The organism is Pontivivens marinum, assembly GCF_900231835.1.
Lineage (GTDB): Bacteria > Pseudomonadota > Alphaproteobacteria > Rhodobacterales > Rhodobacteraceae > Pontivivens > Pontivivens marinum.
This window is the reverse complement of record NZ_OCTN01000009.1, coordinates 48,819-67,004: the sequence shown is the minus strand read 5'-3', so window position 1 is coordinate 67,004 and position 18,186 is coordinate 48,819. Positions and strand designations below refer to the sequence as shown.

Here is an 18,186-nt window from a genome sequence, read left to right as displayed (position 1 = left end):
TCAGATTGCGAGATATTGTTCTCGCATTTCTTTGTTATCGAGCAAGTGCTGTGCGGTATCGTCATAGACAACAGTGCCAGTGTCCAGAATGACAGCCCGATCTGCAAGCTTCAGCGCGGCAACCGCGTTCTGCTCAACAATCACCGTGGTGATACCCAGCGCGCGGATTTCCTTGAGCGTACGCTCGATCTCATGAACGATCACGGGGGCCAGCCCCTCATATGGTTCATCCAGCAAGAGCAGCTTGATGTCGCGGGCTAATGCGCGGCCAATGGCCAGCATCTGCTGTTCACCACCGGACAGGGTCACGCCCTCCTGCTTGCGCCGTTCGCCCAGGCGGGGGAACAGCTCGTAAATCCGCTCAATCGACCAGCCCTTGGGCGGTGCGATCTGGGCCAATTGCAGGTTTTCCTCAACGGTCAGGCCCTGAATGATGCGCCGGTCCTCTGGCACCAACGCCACGCCAGAGCGGGCTGCCTCATGCGCGCTCATCTCATGCAAGGGTTGATGGTCCAGCCAAATCTCGCCATGAGTCACCATTGGTGATCCGGCCCGTGCAATGGCGCGCAGGGTCGAGGTTTTGCCCGCACCGTTGCGCCCCAGCAAGGCGAGGATTTCGCCCTCGTGGATGTTCATGCTGACGCCCTGCACGATATAGCTTTCACCATAATAGGCGTGCATGTCCCAGCAGGAGAAGAAGGCGGGTTCACTGCGTTGTGCCGGCGCCTTGAGAGTGGAAAATTCGCTCATCTCGATATCCTCAATCGTCGTGCGCGTCGCCCAGATACGCTTCACGTACCTTGGGGTTGCCCTTGATGTTCTGCGGGTCGTCCTCAACGATCACATGGCCCTGCGCCAGAACGCTGATCCGGTCAGCCAGCGAGAACACGACATGCATGTCGTGTTCGATCACCACAAAGGTAATCGGCCGCGTATCCGCAATCTGTTTCAGCAGGTCGATCGTTGCGTTGGTATCGGCCCGCGCCATGCCCGCTGTGGGTTCATCCAGCAGCAGCAGTTTGGGGTCCTGCGCAAGGCACATCGCCATTTCGAGGCGACGTTTATCCCCGCGTGACATGGCAGAGGCGATCATGTTCCGCTTCTCCAACATGCCCACCTGACCCAGCATTTCCTCCGCATGGTCACGGATCGCGCTTTCAGCCTTTACCGCCGCGAAGGGCGATAGTTTGAATGCGCCGTCCCGCTTGGCAAAAGACGGGATCATCACGTTTTCCAGAATGGTCAGATCGCTAAATATCTCAGGCGTCTGGAACACGCGGCTGACGCCCATCTGGTTAATCTCATGCGGTTTACGGCCAATCAGGCTTTGCCCATTGAACATCACCGTGCCCGTGTCAGGCGTCAGACGCCCGACAAAGCAGTTGAGAAGTGTGGATTTACCAGCGCCGTTCGGACCGATGATCGCGTGGACGGTGCCTTCCTCAACGTTGAGGTTCACATCGTCCAGCGCCTGTAGGCCACCGAAGCGCTTATTTACATTTTGGACTTCGAGAATTCCCATCGTCCCCTCCCTTATTCCGCAGTGGTGGACTTGCCACCCTGCACATTGGAGCCGAGCTTATCGAGGTCGCCCTTATGGCCACGCCGCCCCAGATAGCCGCCGATGCGTCGCGCACCCTCGACCAGACCGCCGGGCAGGAATGTCACCACCAGCATGAACACCAGGCCCAGCGTCAGGTGCCAGCCATCACCAACGAATTTCGCGACAACAAAGGCGATACTGTCGCCCAGCCCCTCAGGCAGGAAGGAGAACCACGCCTCAACCACGTTTTCGTTGAATTTGGACAGCTTCGCCTCGGCAAACTTAATCACGCTGGCGCCGATGATCGGGCCTAGCAACGTGCCTGCACCGCCCAGAATGGTCATCAGAACAACCTCACCCGAGGCAGTCCAAACCATCCGCTCCGCACCGGCAAGCGGGTCCATACAGGCCAGCAAGCCACCCGCCAGACCGGCATACATGCCCGAAATAACGAAAGCTGCCAGCGTATAGGGCCGCGTGTTCACGCCGGTATAATTCAGGCGGTTCTGGTTGGTTTTCACCGCCTTGAGCATCAGGCCAAAGGGTGAGCGGAAAATCCGCATCGCGATCCAGAATGCCAGCACCAGAAACGCCGCGCTAAAGAAGTAGCCGACATTCAGCTGCACATCCATGCCAAGCACCGCAACATCCGTGGTCGCATTCATGTCCAAGCCAAAGAAGGTCGGGGACGGCAACTGCCCCGCCACACGCTCACCATCCAGAATACGCGGATCGTCCAGCGCCAGTTGCAAACCGGTCTCACCATTGGTGATCGGGGTCAGCACCGAATAGGCCAGTTTGTAGCTCATCTGAGCAAAGGCCAGCGTCAGGATTGAAAAGTAGATGCCCGACCGACGCAGGCTGACAAACCCGATCACCAGCGCAAACAGACCGGCAATTATCACGGACAGGAACAGCGCAGGCAGCACATTCATGCTGAGCAGCTTGAACATCCAAACCGCGGAGTATGACCCCACACCCAGAAAGGCCGCATGACCAAAGCTGAGATAACCGGTCAAACCGAACAGGATGTTAAACCCGATCGCAAAGATGCCAAAGATGGCAAAGAACTGCATCAGCGCCGGATAGCCTGCCCCAAAGGGCGCAGCCAGCAGGGGAACCAGTGCCACAACGATCACAAACAGGATCATCAGCATGGAGTCGGAGATTTTTGAGCCGAACATGGTTCAGTCCTCCATCACGCCCGCGCGGCCCAACAGGCCCCGGGGTCGGGTAAGCAGAATGATGACGGCGACAAGATAGATAATGATCTGGTCAATACCGGGCAGCAGCGCCTTCACTTCGTTCATCGAGGCAAAGGATTGCAAAATCCCCAGCAGGAAACCCGCCGCGACCGCACCGGGCAGTGAGCCCATGCCGCCAACAACAACCACGATGAAGCTAAGCACCAGAAAATCCATGCCCAGATGGTAATCGGGCGACAGGATCGGCGTGTACATCACCCCCGCCAAACCGGCGACTGTGGCCGCCAGACCGAACATAAAGGTGAACCGCTTGTCGATATCGATACCCAGCAGGCCCACGGTTTCACGATCCGCCATGCCCGCACGCACAACCATCCCGAAGGTGGTGAACTGAAGGAAAGCAAACACGCCGCCGATAATAGCCGCCGCAAAGAAGAAGTAGACGAAGCGCCATGTGGGATAGGGAACGCGCCCCGGCTCGAAGCCCAGCAAAGTGCCGAAATCCATCATACCGCGCAGGGCATCAGGGGCCGGTTGCGGGATCGGGTTGGCGCCAAAGAAGGTCCGGATAACCTCCTGCAACACAATGGCCAGACCAAAGGTCACAAGGATCTGTTCCGCATGGGGGCGCGAATAGAAATGCTTGATCAGACCACGCTCCATCACCACGCCGATGATGAACATCACCGGAATAGCAACGACGATGGACGCCAGAACCGAATAGTCGATCAGCCACAATCCGAAATCGCCGAACCATGCCTCCATGACCGGTTCGCGGATTTCCAGCGGGGAACCCCACGCTGTTGTCTCCGTTTCAGAAAGTGTGACGCGCTGGAAGCTGATAAGCTTGTTGAACGTGACAGTGCAGAAGGCACCAAGCATGAACAACGCCCCGTGAGCGAAGTTAACCACGCCGAGCGTGCCGAAGATGAGGGTGAGGCCGAGGGCGATCAACGCATAAGCGGATCCCTTGTCGAGGCCATTGAGGATCTGCAGGACGATATCGCCCATCATACGCTCCCAGTCTGTAAGTGAGGTAAGGGTGGGCCACCCCGCAACGGGGCGGCCCGAAGGTGCTTACGCGCCCGGATTACATGTGCCCAATTCGCCACCGGCAAACATGGGGTGATCCGGTGCATATGTGACCTGCTCCGCCGGGGTAACGTCCACAACTTCCAGCAAATCGAACTGGTTGGAGGGGTTGTCCTTACCCTTCACGACCAGCACGTCCTTAAAGCACTGGTGATCGTCGGCACGATACAGCGTTGGACCGTTGCCCATGCCGTCAAACTCGAACCCTTCCAGCGCCTCAACAACGGCACAAGGGTTAAAGTCGCCTGCACGCTGAACAGCATCCGCATAGAGCAACGCCTGAACGTAGCATGTGTGTGCAGCCTGCGATGGCGGGAAGCCGTATTCCTGACCGAACGACCGAACAAAGGCCTGCGAGGCCTCGTCCTGCAACGACCAGTGCCAGTTGGTGGAGCCGAAGATACCCTTCACGTTCTCGCCCGCACCCTGTGCCATCAGGCGGGAATAGAGTGGAACCACGATTTGGAAGTCCTTGCCGTTGACCTGACGGTCGCGCAGACCGAACTGAACTGCCTGCGTCAGCGAGTTCACCATGTCGCGGCCATAGTGGTTCAGGATCAGCGTATCAGCACCGGAGTTCAGGATCGGCGTGATGTACTGAGAGAAGTCGCCAGCGCCCAGCGGGGTGCGGACCTTGTTAACCGTGTTCCAGCCGAGGCTCTCGGTCGCAGCGGCAATCGACTCTTCCTGTGTCCAGCCCCATGTGTAGTCGGCTGTCAGGTGATAGGCGTTACGATCATTGCCGTAATTCGCGGACAGAACCGGTGCCAGCGCAGCAGCGGACATGTAAGCGTTAAAGAAGTGACGGAAGCCGTTCGCCTTCTTGTCCTTACCGGTCGTGTCGTTCGAATGGGTCAGACCCGACATGAAGATCACGCCGGCCTCCTGACACAGGCCCTGCACAGCAACAGCCACGCCCGAGGACGAACCGCCGGTGATCATGATCGCGCCGTCCTGCTCGATCATCGAGCGGGCGGATGCGCGGGCAGCATCGGATTTCGTCTGCGTATCGCCGGTTACATACTCAACCTTACGGCCAAGGATACCGGTGCCGTCCAGAACCTTGGACGAGAAGGTGTTCAGCATACCGCCGTCGCCCTCACCGTTCAGGTGCTTTACGGCCAGCTCATAGGCGCGCAGCTCATCCGCACCCTCATCCGCATAGGCACCCGACTGCGGCACATTAAAGCCCAGCGTAACAGCAGATGCGCCTGGTGCGTTGGTAAACGCATTGGCCGCAGAGGTGAAGAAAGTCGGCGCTGCAAGTGCACCACCAAAGGCCGCGCCCGTTTTGAGCACACCGCGACGGCTAAAGTTTGATTTCGACATGAGGTTCCTCCCTTTGTGTCGGATCGCCTACGTCGCCTCGGTTTTTTTGTGATTAACGGCGCAGGCGGGTCATCTCTGACCCAGCGTCATATTCACCCCATATTGTAAATGAATCAACAAGCGCTTGCTTTTGCATGGTTTTTCAGTAAATATTTTACACATCACATATGTGTATCTGTCACATATGTTACATTGCGTCGCGGTAAGGCGCTTTCACGAAAGGATTTTTCGCGATGCCCCGTTCCTTTGCCGGACTGCGAATTCGCGAGCGCAGACGCACATTGGGCCTGTCCCAGACAGCATTGGCGCATCAGGCGGGGATCTCTCCATCCTATCTGAACCTGATCGAACATAACCGCCGCCCTGTCGCCGGAAAGGTATTGCTGGCACTGGCACGGGCGCTGGATGTACCCGCCGCCGCATTGGGCGAACAGGCCACATTAGGATTGGTCGCCACATTGCGCGAGGCAGCCGCCGACCTGCCCGTGCATGAACCAGAGACCCATTTGGTTGAGGAATTTGTCGGCCGTTATCCTGGCTGGGCGCGGATGCTATCTACCTTGGATCGATCCAATCGAGAGCAGCGCACCACCATCGAGGCCCTGGGCGACCGTCTGACCCATGATCCGGTTTTGCAATCCGATATGCATGAGATGCTGACCACGATCACCGCCATCCGCTCCACCGCATCCATCCTCGCCACGGTGGATGATATCGAGGTGCCGCAACGCCAACGCTTTACCCGCGCGATCCATGATGAAAGCCAACGGTTGAGCGAGGTCGCAGGCGCGCTGACTGATTATTTTGATCGAACCGCCTCAACCGACCGCCCCCCCGCCACGCCCGAGGAGGAAATCGCGCGGATATTGGAAAGCGCCGGATATGCCTTTCCCGAACTGACCGATGGTGCGGATATTGAGGATGTTCTGGACCGCCTTTGCCCAAATGCGGGGGCCACGCGGACTGGATTGCAGGCATGGCTAACACGTTGGCTGGACGACGCATTGGCCATTCCTGACAGCGATTTATTGCAGATCCTAGCCGAGCCGCTGGACCTAACCGCCGCTGCACGCGCCCATGGCGTGACTGTCGCGCAGTTGATGCGGCGGCTTGCGTTTCGACAGGGGGATATGCCGCTCGGGCTGATCGAAATTAACGGCGCGGGGCAAATCCTGCTGCGCCGCCCCCTACCCGACTGGCCTATCTCGCGGCAAATGGCGGCATGCCCGCTGCTGCCCATTTTTGACGCGCTATTGCAGCCGGGCATGACCCAGCCAGTCACGGTTGAGATGCCCGGCGGGCAGTCCACCCTGACCATTTGCACCAATACAATCACGCCCTCAGACCAGATGGGACAACGCGGCAGGGTTGGCGCAACAATGCTGCTGGTGCCCAATGCGGCGCAGCGTCTATTCGCCCTGAACAACGTGCCATTCGTACATGCCGGCCCCGGATGCCGCGTGTGCGCACGGACCGATTGCAGCGCTCGCATCGCCGAACCCGTAATCGCCCGATAGTTTTGTCCGTTGCTGGATGCCACCTGTCGGCGCTAAGGTGCGGCACACGCGCAAAAGATCACGACAGTTGACGAATACGCGCATGGGGAGAAGTAATGGTCAAACGTATACTCATCGTCGAGGACGAGGCGAATATTGTGGAGTCGTTAGCATTTCTGCTGCGGCGCGACGGTTTCGACGTGTCCACAATTCCAGACGGTGCGCGCGCACTGGCCGAGGCGGAACGGATCACTCCCGACTTGATGATTCTAGACGTTATGCTGCCAAACCTGTCCGGATTTGACGTTTTACGTGACCTACGCACCCATGGCGCGCTTGGCACCACACCCGTGATGATGCTGACGGCCAAGGGGCAAACGCGCGATCGCGATCAGGCGGAACAACTGGGCGCCGATCTGTTCATGACCAAGCCATTCTCCAACGCCGAGATCATAGCACAGGCGCGGCGGCTGACCGGTCTGACACCGTGAGCCAGCAGGAGGATATCCCCCGCGCGCGCAAACGGCGCTATGACGGGGCTGTCATCCTGCCGATCTTTGCCGCTTTTCTGATTTTGCCACCGTTCATCAAGCTCTTCGCCGCACCTGTTACGGTTTTCGGTGTGCCGCTGATTGTCGTTTGGCTGTTTGGTTTGTGGTTGGCGCTGATTATCATCGCACGCCACTTGGCCCATTTATTGACCCAGCCGGGCGATGAGTAGCAATGCCGAGCTGGAACACCATTGTCATCACCAGCTTGCTATACGTGGCACTGCTGTTTTGCGTCGCGTTCTGGGCTGAACAACGGGCAAAGCGGGGGCAGTTTGGCTGGATCAGAACGCCGTGGGTCTACACCCTGTCGCTCTCCGTTTATTGCACGGCATGGACCTATTATGGCGGTGTTGGCTCCGCCGCCCGCAGTGGGCTGGAATTCGCAGCGATTTATCTAGGCCCGACGCTGACCTTTCTGGGCTGGTGGCTGGTCCTGCGCAAATTGGTCCGCATCTCAAACGAGCAGCGGACAACCTCCGTCGCGGATTTGCTGTCCTCGCGCTATGGCAAAAGCACATCCATCGGCGTTGTTGTCACGCTGATCGCGGTCCTTGCCTCGACCCCATATATCGCGCTGCAATTGCAATCGTTGAGCCTAAGCTTTGCGCTGTTTTCAGATGTAGGGACACAGCCCGCGCAGACGGCATTCTGGATCGCGTGCGGTTTGGCCGCCTTTACCATCCTGTTCGGCACCCGCCATGTGGACGCGAACGAGCAACATTACGGCGTCGTTACCGCCATCGCGTTGGAGGCCGTGGTCAAGCTGGTCGCCCTAACCTCTGTCGGTTTATTCGTGGTGTTTGGCATCGCAGACGGTCCGACCGATATTTTCGCACGCATGCCAGACCCCGAATTGCTGAGCGCGGAAGTGTTCGGCCCCCGCTGGGTCACGCTGCTATTCCTATCCGCCACCGCCGTTATCTGCCTGCCCCGTATGTTTCAGGTCGCTGTGGTCGAGAATGTGGACGAGCGGCACCTCGCCACGGCCAGTTGGGCCTTTCCGTTCTACGTCTTCCTGATCTCCCTGTTCGTTCTACCCATTGCGATTGCGGGCATGACCGGATTGCCCAGCGACGCAAACCCCGACCTGTACGTGCTGACCGTGCCACTAGGGGCAGGGAATGGATCACTGGCGCTGCTGGCATTTTTGGGAGGCTTCTCCGCCGCCACATCCATGGTCATCGTGGCCGCAATTGCCCTGAGCACAATGGTTTCAAACCATATCATCATGCCGCTATGGCTGCGCTCGGCCAAGAAATCACCCACAGCCAGCGGCGATGTGCGGCACATGCTGCTATTCTCACGCCGCGCCAGCATCATCGGAATTCTGGCGCTGGGATATATCTATTTCCGGTTTACGGGCGGCTCTACCGCGCTGGCCTCCATCGGGTTGATCGCATTTTTGGGCGTCGCGCAATTGCTGCCCAGCATTATCGGCGCGCTGTATTGGCGCGGGGCAACCCGAACCGGTGCGATTACCGCGGTTATCGCGGGCTTTGCCGTTTGGGCCTATACCCTGTTCATCCCCAGCTTTGACGGCGCATTCCTGTTGCCACCCGAGGTGATTTCAAACGGCCCATGGGGCATCAGCCTATTGCGCCCACAGCAATTGTTCGGGTCGGAATTTGCCGATCCTCTGGTCCACGCCACAGTCTGGTCCATGACGGTGAACATCACGGCCCTAGTCGCAGTGTCGCTGCTATCCCAACCATCCGCGTTGGAACAATTGCAGGCAAAGCTGTTTGTTGACGTGTTCAACATCACCGCAGATCGCCCCGCCATCGCCCTGCAACGGGCCGCGAAATCCGAGGATTTATTTGAGCTGGCGCAACGCATTCTGGGGCGCGAAACCTCATGGCGGATGTTCACCGATATTGCACGATCGCAGGGTAAGCATAGCGGTTTACCTGACCCGACCGCTGAACTGACCGAGAGGTTGGAGCGTGCATTGGCCGGTGCAATCGGCTCCGCCTCGGCCCACGCGATGGTTAGCCAGATTGGCGGGCATGGCACCGTCTCAGTCTCCGAACTGATGCGGATGGCGGATGAGACGGCGCAGATCATCGAATACTCCAACCGGATCGAGGAAAAGAGTCGCGAATTACAGGAAACAGCCTCGCAACTACGCCATGCCAATGCTCGCCTGCATGAGATTGCGGAGCAGAAGGACGCCTTTCTCAGCCAGATCAGTCATGAGCTGCGAACGCCGATGACCTCCGTCCGGTCCTTTGCTGAAATTTTGCGCGATGGTGATGATCTGGAGCCGGAACAGGCCCGCCGTTTCGTTTCCATCATCCATGAGGAAGCGCAGCGTTTGACCCGCCTGCTGGATGAGATCCTGGACGTTTCCGTGCTGGAAAACGGCAAGGCCCAGATCGAGAAGGTGCCCGTTTCTCTGAACGCCTCAATCGAGCAAGCGCTCGCCGCGACCGAGCCACTCATGCGTCGCGCCGGTGTGCAGCTGATCCATGCCTCGGGACCAGACATTACCGTATCGGCGGATCGGGATCGTTTGGCGCAGGTGCTGATAAATGTCCTCAGCAATGCAGTAAAATACGGGCGTGGTCAGCCACCGGCGATAATTGTTCAGGTCAGCCGCGACCGCGACCAAGTACAGGTCACGGTGGCTGATAATGGTCCGGGTATTGCACCGGATGATCAGGAAAAGGTCTTTGAAAAATTCACCCGTTTGCAGCATCAGACCCTAGCGGGCAGTGCCGGATTGGGCCTGCCGATCAGTCGGGAAATCATGCGAAATCTGGACGGGGACCTGACGCTCGACCCGAATGGACCGGGTGCAAGCTTCAGAATTACTTTAAAAACATATGATGAAAATAATCACACGCTATAATATTTGAATATTACGCGATACCTAGAACGCGCAGGATAAACAGAACGACAACAACAAGTCCGACCAGATAAATAATACCACGCATTTAAATATTCCTTTCGCGTTCAATCACGCCCTATCAACGTGATTGAACAGCGAAAGGTTCCCTAAATAACGCAGAGCGTTAAAATCAGGTTCGCGGTCATCAGGTCCAGATGCGCGCCGCCGCCATTCTTGAACACCGTAATTTCATCCGCGTTTTGCCGACCAGCAGTGCCTGCAACCATGGCGCGGAAATCGCCCTGAACGTCGCTGCGCACGATGGTTCCTGCGGCCAGAGGGATCATCAACTCACCGATATGATCCAGCGTCGTCTCATATGAATCAACGAAGATACGGCCACGGCGCAGCACCTCGTCATCTGCCTCACGCATGGTGGCGGTGAATGCGCCGATCAGATCGACATGCGTGCCTGCGCGTAACATTGCACCCGCCAAGATGGGGGTGTTGCTCATGGTTGCTGTGGACACGATATCCGCATCCGCCAGCGCGGTCTGCAAATCCTGCGCGACCTCAACATGGGGATATTGGTCCGCCAGCGACTGCGCCTTGGCCGTTGTGCGATTCCACAGCGTGATTTTGTCGATATTCGGCAGCACGGCCGGATAGGCCTCGATCAGGCTGGCCGCGACTGAACCTGCGCCGATAATCAGCAGGTTTCGCGCATCAGGGCGCGCTAACAGCCGACCGCCAAGTACGGAATCCGCAGCCGTTTTCCACTTGGTAATCAATGCGCTATCGATCAGTGCACGGGGCGCGCCGGTCACGTCATCAAAGACGATCATCGCCCCCTGAACGCTGGGGCGATCTTGCGCGACATTGCCCGGAAACACCGTCACCGACTTTACGCCAACGCCCTGCCCGTCGATCCATGCGGCGCGGCTGAGCATGACATCATCGCGGCGATGCAGGAACTGGTCCGAAATCTCGAACGCGCCGCCGCGGTGTCCTTCCGCCAGCGCATCAACAAGGCGGGGCCAGTCGCAGGGACCGGCCTCCGCCGCGGTGATATACGGTAGCGAGGCCATTATACCCCAGCTGCCGCAGCTGCACGTGCGAAGTCGCGCAGCTTATCCGTCGTCAGGCCCGCGATGTTCATGCGGCTGTCGCCAACCATATAGATGCCACCCTCACGCATTGCAGCCACCTGCTCCGGCGTCGCACCAAGGCGCGAGAACATGCCGCGATGTTCCGCAATGAAATCAAAGCGGTTCGAGTTTGTTTCCTGACGCAATGCTTCGGCCAAGCCGGTGCGCAATCCGTTGATCCGGTCGCGCATCTCAGCCAGTTCGGCCTCCCAATCGGCGCGCAGCTCTGGATCGGTTAGGATTTCAGCAACCACAGCAGCGGGGTGATCCGGCGCGAAGGAATACAGCAAGCGGTTCACCGAGCTGAGCGTCGCGGTGACGAGGGGAACCTCTGCCGCGCTCTCACACTGCACGATCGCGCAACCGGCGCGGTCACGGTACAGGCCGAAATTTTTGGAACACGAGGTCGCGACCATCATGCGCGGCATCTTGGACGCCATGTAACGCACGCCCTGCGCGTCCTCCTCCAAACCATCACCCAGACCCTGATAGGCAAAGTCCACCAGCGGCATCCAGCCATTGTCCAGCGCGCTTTGCGTCACACGCTCCCACTGCGCCTGCGTCAGGTTGGCACCCGTCGGATTGTGGCAGCAACCATGCAGGATGACGACATCATTGGCGTCCAGCCCATCCAGCGTGGCAATCATGGCGTCGAAATCAACACCCAGCGTTTCGGCGTCGAAGTAAGGATAGGACTGATGCGGCACCTTCATATTGGCCAGCATCGCCTGATGGTTAGGCCAGCTCGGCGCGGAATACCAGAAACGAGCGTCGGGGTTTGCACGCATGGTCAGCTCAAACAAAACCCGCAGCGCACCTGTGCCACCGGGAGCCTGCGCGCCGGTCAGACGGTCACTGACTTTACCCAAGGCGAGGCGCTGCATCCCAGCCACGAAATCGGGGTTTCCTGTCAGCTTAGTGTAGGATTTGCTGTCCTGCGCAGCGAGCAACCGGCGCTCAGCCTCCTTAACGGCGCGCATGACGGGGGTTTTGCCTGCGTCGTCCTTGTAGACGCCAACGCCCAAATCGACTTTGGAGTCGCGGGGATCCTCGGCAAAGGCCTGAATCAGTGCAATGATGGCATCTGCCTTTGGCTCGGGAAGGGCGCTGAACATTTCGGTGGTCTCCTCAGGGCATGTCGCGCGGCGCGGTTAGCACCGTTGTCGCGGTCTCTTGGCGAATGGGTGAATACCCATGTTTTTGGTAAAGCTGTAGGGCGCGTGGGTGGTCCAGCGTGCAGGTATTGACGGTGACGCGCTGTACGCCGACCCCATCCCAAGCGGTGTGGATCGCGGTGCGCAGCATCCATGTGCCCAAACCTGCGCCGATCACCTCGGGCATCAGGCCGAAATAAGCCAGATCGCAGGTCGCTTCCTCACGGAAATCCAGCGTGAAGAAACCCGCCGACCAGCCGTCTCGCATCAGGGTATAGATATGAACATCAGGACTGCCGACAAAGGCGTGCAGATCCTCAGGCGACTGACGCAGCCTGTCATTCCATTCCCAATTTGATCCGACACCGCGATACAGGTCGAGGAAATACCGGTTTGGTGGCCCCTCGGCCCGCAACAGCGCCACAGGTGGGCCGCCGGGAACAGATGGGCGCGGATAGTCGGGGCGGGATGTCATTTCGAGGAAGGTGATAGTGAACTCCACCTCCTCACCTGCCTCGCGCCTCATCCTTGGGATACCTTAAGATCGGGATACATGCCCCATTCGGCCCATGATCCGTCATATAGTGCAACCTGCCGATGCCCGATGACCGACAATGCCAGTGACAGGATCGCCGCAGTCACGCCGGACCCGCAGGTCGTAATGATCGGCTTGTCCGCATCAACGCCAGCAGCGGTAAAGACGGCGCGCAGCTCGTCCTCGGACTTTATATGGCCATCTGCGGTCAGAACGTCCTTGTAATATACGTTCAGCGATCCGGGAATGTGACCGGCGCGCAGACCGGCGCGTGCCTCAGGCTCATCCCCGCGGAACCGTGCGGGGGAACGGGCGTCAACGATTTGTTCCTGTCCCAGTTTTACCTGCGCGGCAACCTGCGTCACGTCGCGCACCTTGGACCCATCGCGGCGGGCGGTGAAGTGACGGTCGCGCAACAGGGGCGGTTCATCATCGACATCGTGGCCTGCGGCCTTCCACGCGGGCAGGCCGCCATCCAGAACCGAGATATCCATTTTACCCATCAGGCGGAACATCCACCACACACGGGCGGCGGAAAACAGGCCGGAGCTGTCATAAACGACAACGCGGTGCCCGTCACCAATGCCCATTGCGCGCATCCGGGAGATAAACTTCTCAACCGGAGGGGCCATATGCGGCAAATCAGAGGCGCTGTCCGAGATTTCCTCAATATCGAAAAAGCGCGCACCGGGGATGTGCTCGGCCTCATACTCCGCCTTGGGGTCGCGCCCCTCGGCTGGCAGATACCAGCTTGCATCTAAAATTCGCAGGTCGGGGGCGCCAATATGCTTGGCCAGCCACTCGACACTGACCAGATCGCCCGTCTCACCAACTGCCATGCCATATCCTCCACGCTATTCGAGTTGATTACCGCGCCTCACGATAGGACGCAAGGATGTCGCCCGTTAGCCGCGCATACGTGTCATTCCCGCCCCGTAAATCCCATCGGGGCGCGCCGTAAACCCGCGAGAGGCGTAAAAACCCTCCAGCCCCGCAACCGCCATCAGGCCAATGGCCGATCCATGCACCAGTTGCGCGTCAAGTTCGTGCAGGATTGCATCCAGCAACCGCCCCGCGATTCCCTGCCCCCGATGGCCCTGCGCCACGATCAGGTCCTGTATATGCGCGTACAGAATACCGTCTCCCGATGCCCGCACCATGCCTACCAGTTGCTCATCCTCACGAGCCGACAAGCAAAACAGCGAGTTATCCAGCGCGCGCTGTAACGCAGTAGGATCAATCACCTCCCACGCGGTTTCCAATCGCAATTGCGCGACCTGTTCCGCGGGTAGAGGCCCAACGCAAATCGCGATCACTCGACACCCCGTTTGCGCCGTGCCTCCGCTCTGTTCATGATCTGAGTGCCGACGATCAGCCCCAGCGCGACGATCAGGATAACAATCGTGCCCAGCGCGTTCACATCAGGGCTGACCCCCAACCGCACCTTGGAATAAATCACCATTGGTAGGGTTGAGGACCCCTGCCCGCTGACAAAACTGGCAATCACCAGATCGTCCAGCGACAGGGTAAAGGCCAGCAACCAGCCGGAAATTACAGCAGGCGCAATGACCGGCAGTGTGATCCCCATAAAGATGCGCAGCGGGCGCGCACCCAGATCGCGGGCGGCTTCCTCGATACTCTTGTCAAACCCTGCCAAGCGGGCCTGAATCACCACCGCGACAAACGCCATGCCAAAGGTCGCATGGGCGATCACAATCGTCAGGATCGAACGCCCCTCGGGCCAGCCGAACATCTGTTCCATCGTGATGAACAGCAATAACAGCGACAGACCGGTCACCACCTCGGGCATCACAATCGGCGCGGTGGCCATCACCGTGAACAGCATCCGCAGCCGGAACTTACCGAACCGCGACAGGATATAACCGATCACCGTGCCAAAGGCCGTGCCGAGGGTCGCAGACAGCACCGCAACTTGCAGCGAGACCCAAGCCGCCTCCAGCACCGCATCATTCTGCCATAACTCGACATACCAGCGGAATGACCAGCCGCCCCAAACGCTGACCAACTGGCTGGCGTTAAAGGAATAGATCACGAGGACCAGCAGCGGCACATATAGCAAGGCAAAGCCGATCAGGGCGAGAAATCTGAGCATTATCCATCCTCACGCAGGGCGGGTGATGACCGCAGTATCATGAACGGGATCACCAACAGCGCCAGCATGGCAATCGCCACAGCGCCGGCAACGGGCCAGTCGCGGTTGCGCGTAAATTCACCCCACAGCACATTGCCGATCATCGGACTGTCCTGCGCGCCCATCAGGTCGGGGATCACGAATTCTCCCACTGCCGGAATGAAAACCAGCAGGCACCCCGCAATGATCCCCGACAGGCTGAGCGGTAATGTGACCGTCCAAAAGGTCGCGAAACGGGACGCGCCCAGATCGGCCGAAGCCTCCAACAACGCGCCGTCCAGTTTTTCCAGCGTGGAATAGAGCGGCAACACCATCAGCGGCAAATAGGTGAACACCACCGTCAAATAGACCGCGAAATCCGTCTGCATCATCTGTATCGGTTGATCGATGATGCCGCTCCACAACAGGACGGAGTTCACGATGCCGCCCTGCCGCAACATTCCCATCAGGGCGTAAATCCGCAGCAGTGATGAGGTCCAGAACGGCAGGATCACCAGCATCAGCAGCACATTACGCCGGTAAGGTTCAGCCCGCGCAATTATCCACGCCATGGGCCATGCCACCAGCAGGCATAGCAGGGTCGAGCCGCCTGCGATTTTCACCGACCCCAGATAGGCCCGCCAGTACAGGTCATCCTCGGTCAGAAAGATGTAATTCTCGAACGAGCCCACGAAGTGCGGCCACCAGCCATCCCACTCGAAAGCGGGGGAATAGGGCGGCACACTGAATTGCGGACTGCCCAGACTGACCAGAAAAACAATGCCAAAGGGCACGAGGAAAAACAGGAACAGCCAGAACAGCGGAATGCCGATGACCAGACGTTTGCCCCAGCCGTTCATAGGCGACTACCTTGTCGTGACACGGGCTTTGAAATGTTGGACCGGATCACGATCAATCCCTCAACATCACGGCACCCTCGGGCGCGAAATCGAACAGGACCGGCGTTTCCCATGTGATGTCCCCCTCACCCGCGCGCAGGCGGTTGGGGCGATTTACATCAAGCATCCCGCCACCGGGCAAACGCAGGCGATAACGGGTCACATCGCCACGATAGGCGTAATCATCAACGACGGCCGGATGGCCGCTGCCCAAGGTAATTTTCTCAGGCCGGATGGCCAAGGTCACAGCCGTTCCGATTGCGGGCGGCTCCCCCTCACATGCGGCGCGAACCTCCTGCCCCATTGCGGGACAGTCCAGTCGCACCAGCGCACCGTCAGAACCGGTTACGGTGGCGTCCAGCAGGTTCACATTGCCGACGAAATCCGCGATCAGTTTGTTGCGCGGAAACTCATATATCCGCCGCGGCGTATCAACCTGCACCAACTGCCCCTTATCCATCACGCCGATGCGCGTGGCGAGGGTCATCGCCTCCTCCTGATCGTGGGTCACGACGACAAAGGTGGTGCCTGTCTTGTCGAAAATATCCATCAGCTCGAACTGCGTTTCCTCACGCAGTTTACGGTCCAGCGCGGATAACGGCTCATCCAGCAGCAGCAGTTTCGGACCACGCGCCAGCGCACGGGCCAAGGCGACACGTTGCCGTTGACCGCCTGACATCTGGTGCGGTTTGCGCGCGGCAAACCCCTCCATCCGCACGAGGCGTAGCATCTCGGTGACACGCGCATCCCGTTCCGTCCGGCCCATGCCCATACGGCGCAGGCCATAGGCGACGTTATCCGCAACATTCATGTGCGGGAACAGCGCATAGCTTTGAAACATCATGTTTACAGGGCGGTCGGCGGGATCGATGCCAACCATATCGCGCCCCTCAATCTCAATCGAGCCGGAGGTCGGTTTCTCAAACCCTGCCAGCATTCGCAGCAGGGTCGATTTGCCAGAGCCGGAGCCGCCCAGCAGGCAGAACAGCTCTTTTCGCCCGATATCGAGCGACAGGTCATCGACGGCGCGCACGCCGTCGAATTCCTTTACCACATTGCGGATCCGAAGGAACGGCCCGTCCTGTGACGGCTTCACTGCGCTCACTCGCCGGTCTTTACGGTGGTCCACAGGCGGTTGACCAACCGGTCGGTGCGGGCGTTGTAGACCTCGGACGCCCATAGACGCTGCTTTGCCTCGTCAGTCGGGAAAATACCGGGATCGGAGGTGATTTCCTCATCCACCAGCTCCAGCGAGGCCGCATTGCCGTTCGCGTACCAAACGTAGTTGGTGATGTCGGCGGTGATGTCAGGGCGCATCACGAAGTTGATGAATTCATGCGCCAGATCAGGATGCGGCGCATCGACAGGAATTGCCATCATGTCGAACCACTGCAGCGCACCCTCGGTCGGGATTGTGTAGGCGATATCGACGCCGTTCTCAGCCTCAATCGCGCGGGCCTGTGCCTGGAAAATATCACCGGACCAACCGATCGAAACACAGACGTCACCATTGGCAAGGTCGGAGATATATTGCGACGAGTGGAAGTAACGCACATTCGGGCGCACCGACGCCAACAGCTCCGCGCCGGCCTCCAGATCATCCGCGTCGGTTGAACGTGGATCGAGGCCCAGATAGTTCATCGCCGCGGTCAGCATTTCGGAGGGCGCGTCCAGCATGGTCACGCCGCAGTCGCCCAGCTGTGCGACCACTTCTGGGTCGAAAACCAGATCCCAGCTATCGGTGGGTGCATCATCGCCCAAACGCTCTGCCACCAGCTCAGTGTTATAACCGATGCCGGTGGTGCCCCACATATAGATCACCGAATGCTCGTTTTCGGGATCATAGGCAGCGGCAGCGGCCATCAGCTCAGCGTCCATGTTCGAGGCATTTGGCAGCTTGGAATAATCCAGCGCCTGATAAATGCCCGCGACGACCTGACGACGCAGGAATTCGGATGTGGGAACCACGATGTCGAAACCGGTATTGCCCGCGAACAGCCGTGCCTCCAGCACCTCGTTCGAGTCGTAGACGTCGTAATTTACGGTAACGCCGAATTCCTGCTCGAATTTCTCGATCGTGTCCTCGGCGATATAGTCGGACCAGTTATAGATGTTCAGCACGTTTTCCTGTGCAAACAATGCACCCGGCGCGATCATGGCCAATGTGGCAAGGGCAGTTGTCACGGTAAGCTTGGATTTAGGCATGGTGCATTCCTTGGTTTGCGTCGCACGTTGATTTGAGCATATGCAGCATGTTCCCGACTTGTGAAGGG

General features: G+C 58.8%; 18 protein-coding genes. 4 read left to right on the top strand and 14 right to left on the bottom strand.

The features are described from left to right. The 5 genes from CR254_RS15720 to CR254_RS15700 all read right to left on the bottom strand — a co-directional run bounded on the left by CR254_RS15720 (position 1) and on the right by CR254_RS15700 (position 5,169). A complete protein-coding gene (locus tag CR254_RS15720) occupies positions 1–750 on the bottom strand; it encodes an ABC transporter ATP-binding protein (RefSeq protein WP_097931680.1) in 750 nt (249 codons plus the stop codon). 10 nt (positions 751–760) lie between these two features. Continuing rightward, positions 761–1,522, bottom strand: coding sequence for an ABC transporter ATP-binding protein (locus CR254_RS15715; RefSeq protein WP_097931678.1), 762 nt, complete (start codon positions 1,520–1,522; stop codon positions 761–763). An 11-nt stretch (positions 1,523–1,533) separates the two neighbouring features. Then, positions 1,534–2,727, bottom strand: coding sequence for a branched-chain amino acid ABC transporter permease (locus CR254_RS15710; protein WP_097931676.1), 1,194 nt, complete (start codon positions 2,725–2,727; stop codon positions 1,534–1,536). A gap of 3 nt (positions 2,728–2,730) precedes the next feature. Beyond that, a complete protein-coding gene (locus tag CR254_RS15705; RefSeq protein WP_097931674.1) occupies positions 2,731–3,759 on the bottom strand; it encodes a branched-chain amino acid ABC transporter permease in 1,029 nt (342 codons plus the stop codon). A 66-nt stretch (positions 3,760–3,825) separates the two neighbouring features. Further along, a complete protein-coding gene (locus CR254_RS15700) occupies positions 3,826–5,169 on the bottom strand; it encodes a substrate-binding protein (protein ID WP_097931673.1) in 1,344 nt (447 codons plus the stop codon). A gap of 233 nt (positions 5,170–5,402) precedes the next feature. Here CR254_RS15700 and CR254_RS15695 point away from each other — a divergent pair, with 233 nt between their 5' ends. The 4 genes from CR254_RS15695 (at position 5,403) to CR254_RS15680 (ending at position 10,067) form a co-directional block, all read left to right on the top strand. Further along, positions 5,403–6,686 (top strand): short-chain fatty acyl-CoA regulator family protein, encoded by a 1,284-nt coding sequence (locus CR254_RS15695; protein ID WP_097931671.1) that lies wholly within the window; start codon positions 5,403–5,405, stop codon positions 6,684–6,686. Between the two features lie 95 nt (positions 6,687–6,781). Further along, positions 6,782–7,156, top strand: coding sequence for a response regulator transcription factor (locus tag CR254_RS15690; protein ID WP_097931670.1), 375 nt, complete (start codon positions 6,782–6,784; stop codon positions 7,154–7,156). After that, positions 7,153–7,386: a hypothetical protein gene (locus tag CR254_RS15685; RefSeq protein WP_097931668.1), complete on the top strand. Its 234-nt coding sequence runs from the start codon at positions 7,153–7,155 to the stop codon at positions 7,384–7,386. The genes CR254_RS15690 and CR254_RS15685 overlap by 4 nt, the downstream gene beginning before the upstream one ends. 2 nt (positions 7,387–7,388) lie before the next feature. Beyond that, positions 7,389–10,067 (top strand): sensor histidine kinase, encoded by a 2,679-nt coding sequence (locus tag CR254_RS15680; RefSeq protein WP_097931666.1) that lies wholly within the window; start codon positions 7,389–7,391, stop codon positions 10,065–10,067. Positions 10,068–10,213: 146 nt separating this feature from the next. On the opposite strand, the gene CR254_RS15675 is transcribed toward CR254_RS15680, so the two are convergent. The 9 genes from CR254_RS15675 to CR254_RS15635 all read right to left on the bottom strand — a co-directional run bounded on the left by CR254_RS15675 (position 10,214) and on the right by CR254_RS15635 (position 18,118). Further along, positions 10,214–11,134 carry an ornithine cyclodeaminase family protein gene (locus CR254_RS15675; RefSeq protein ID WP_097931664.1) on the bottom strand — a complete coding sequence of 307 codons (921 nt, stop codon included), beginning with the start codon at positions 11,132–11,134 and terminating at the stop codon, positions 10,214–10,216. Continuing rightward, positions 11,134–12,309, bottom strand: a complete 1,176-nt coding sequence (locus tag CR254_RS15670) for an amino acid aminotransferase (RefSeq protein WP_097931662.1) — start codon at positions 12,307–12,309, stop codon at positions 11,134–11,136. The genes CR254_RS15675 and CR254_RS15670 overlap by 1 nt, the downstream gene beginning before the upstream one ends. Positions 12,310–12,322: 13 nt before the next feature. Then, complete coding sequence (locus CR254_RS15665; RefSeq protein ID WP_097931660.1) at positions 12,323–12,874, bottom strand: GNAT family N-acetyltransferase; 552 nt, start codon at positions 12,872–12,874, stop codon at positions 12,323–12,325. Continuing rightward, positions 12,871–13,722, bottom strand: a complete 852-nt coding sequence (sseA, locus tag CR254_RS15660) for a 3-mercaptopyruvate sulfurtransferase (protein ID WP_097931659.1) — start codon at positions 13,720–13,722, stop codon at positions 12,871–12,873. The genes CR254_RS15665 and sseA overlap by 4 nt, the downstream gene beginning before the upstream one ends. A 66-nt stretch (positions 13,723–13,788) precedes the next feature. Then, entirely contained in the window at positions 13,789–14,199 is a 411-nt protein-coding gene (locus CR254_RS15655; protein ID WP_097931657.1) for a GNAT family N-acetyltransferase, read from the bottom strand. Further along, positions 14,196–14,996, bottom strand: a complete 801-nt coding sequence (locus CR254_RS15650; RefSeq protein ID WP_097931655.1) for an ABC transporter permease subunit — start codon at positions 14,994–14,996, stop codon at positions 14,196–14,198. The genes CR254_RS15655 and CR254_RS15650 overlap by 4 nt, the downstream gene beginning before the upstream one ends. Further along, positions 14,996–15,874 (bottom strand): ABC transporter permease subunit, encoded by an 879-nt coding sequence (locus CR254_RS15645; RefSeq protein ID WP_097931653.1) that lies wholly within the window; start codon positions 15,872–15,874, stop codon positions 14,996–14,998. Before CR254_RS15645 ends, CR254_RS15650 begins: the two co-directional genes overlap by 1 nt. Before the next feature lie 52 nt (positions 15,875–15,926). Continuing rightward, entirely contained in the window at positions 15,927–17,018 is a 1,092-nt protein-coding gene (locus tag CR254_RS15640; protein WP_245851686.1) for an ABC transporter ATP-binding protein, read from the bottom strand. Then, on the bottom strand, positions 17,015–18,118 hold the full coding sequence (locus CR254_RS15635) for a polyamine ABC transporter substrate-binding protein (protein WP_097931651.1): 1,104 nt from the start codon (positions 18,116–18,118) through the stop codon (positions 17,015–17,017). Before CR254_RS15635 ends, CR254_RS15640 begins: the two co-directional genes overlap by 4 nt. Positions 18,119–18,186: the final 68 nt, after the last annotated feature.

Coding starts and splice junctions, on each gene's coding strand:
- CR254_RS15720 (WP_097931680.1), bottom strand. CDS start 750: ATGAGCGAATTTTCCACTCTCAAGGCGCCGGCACAACGCAGTGAACCC.
- CR254_RS15715 (WP_097931678.1), bottom strand. CDS start 1,522: ATGGGAATTCTCGAAGTCCAAAATGTAAATAAGCGCTTCGGTGGCCTA.
- CR254_RS15710 (WP_097931676.1), bottom strand. CDS start 2,727: ATGTTCGGCTCAAAAATCTCCGACTCCATGCTGATGATCCTGTTTGTG.
- CR254_RS15705 (WP_097931674.1), bottom strand. CDS start 3,759: ATGGGCGATATCGTCCTGCAGATCCTCAATGGCCTCGACAAGGGATCC.
- CR254_RS15700 (WP_097931673.1), bottom strand. CDS start 5,169: ATGTCGAAATCAAACTTTAGCCGTCGCGGTGTGCTCAAAACGGGCGCG.
- CR254_RS15695 (WP_097931671.1), top strand. CDS start 5,403: ATGCCCCGTTCCTTTGCCGGACTGCGAATTCGCGAGCGCAGACGCACA.
- CR254_RS15690 (WP_097931670.1), top strand. CDS start 6,782: ATGGTCAAACGTATACTCATCGTCGAGGACGAGGCGAATATTGTGGAG.
- CR254_RS15680 (WP_097931666.1), top strand. CDS start 7,389: ATGCCGAGCTGGAACACCATTGTCATCACCAGCTTGCTATACGTGGCA.
- CR254_RS15675 (WP_097931664.1), bottom strand. CDS start 11,134: ATGGCCTCGCTACCGTATATCACCGCGGCGGAGGCCGGTCCCTGCGAC.
- CR254_RS15670 (WP_097931662.1), bottom strand. CDS start 12,309: ATGTTCAGCGCCCTTCCCGAGCCAAAGGCAGATGCCATCATTGCACTG.
- CR254_RS15665 (WP_097931660.1), bottom strand. CDS start 12,874: ATGAGGCGCGAGGCAGGTGAGGAGGTGGAGTTCACTATCACCTTCCTC.
- sseA (WP_097931659.1), bottom strand. CDS start 13,722: ATGGCAGTTGGTGAGACGGGCGATCTGGTCAGTGTCGAGTGGCTGGCC.
- CR254_RS15650 (WP_097931655.1), bottom strand. CDS start 14,996: ATGCTCAGATTTCTCGCCCTGATCGGCTTTGCCTTGCTATATGTGCCG.
- CR254_RS15645 (WP_097931653.1), bottom strand. CDS start 15,874: ATGAACGGCTGGGGCAAACGTCTGGTCATCGGCATTCCGCTGTTCTGG.
- CR254_RS15635 (WP_097931651.1), bottom strand. CDS start 18,118: ATGCCTAAATCCAAGCTTACCGTGACAACTGCCCTTGCCACATTGGCC.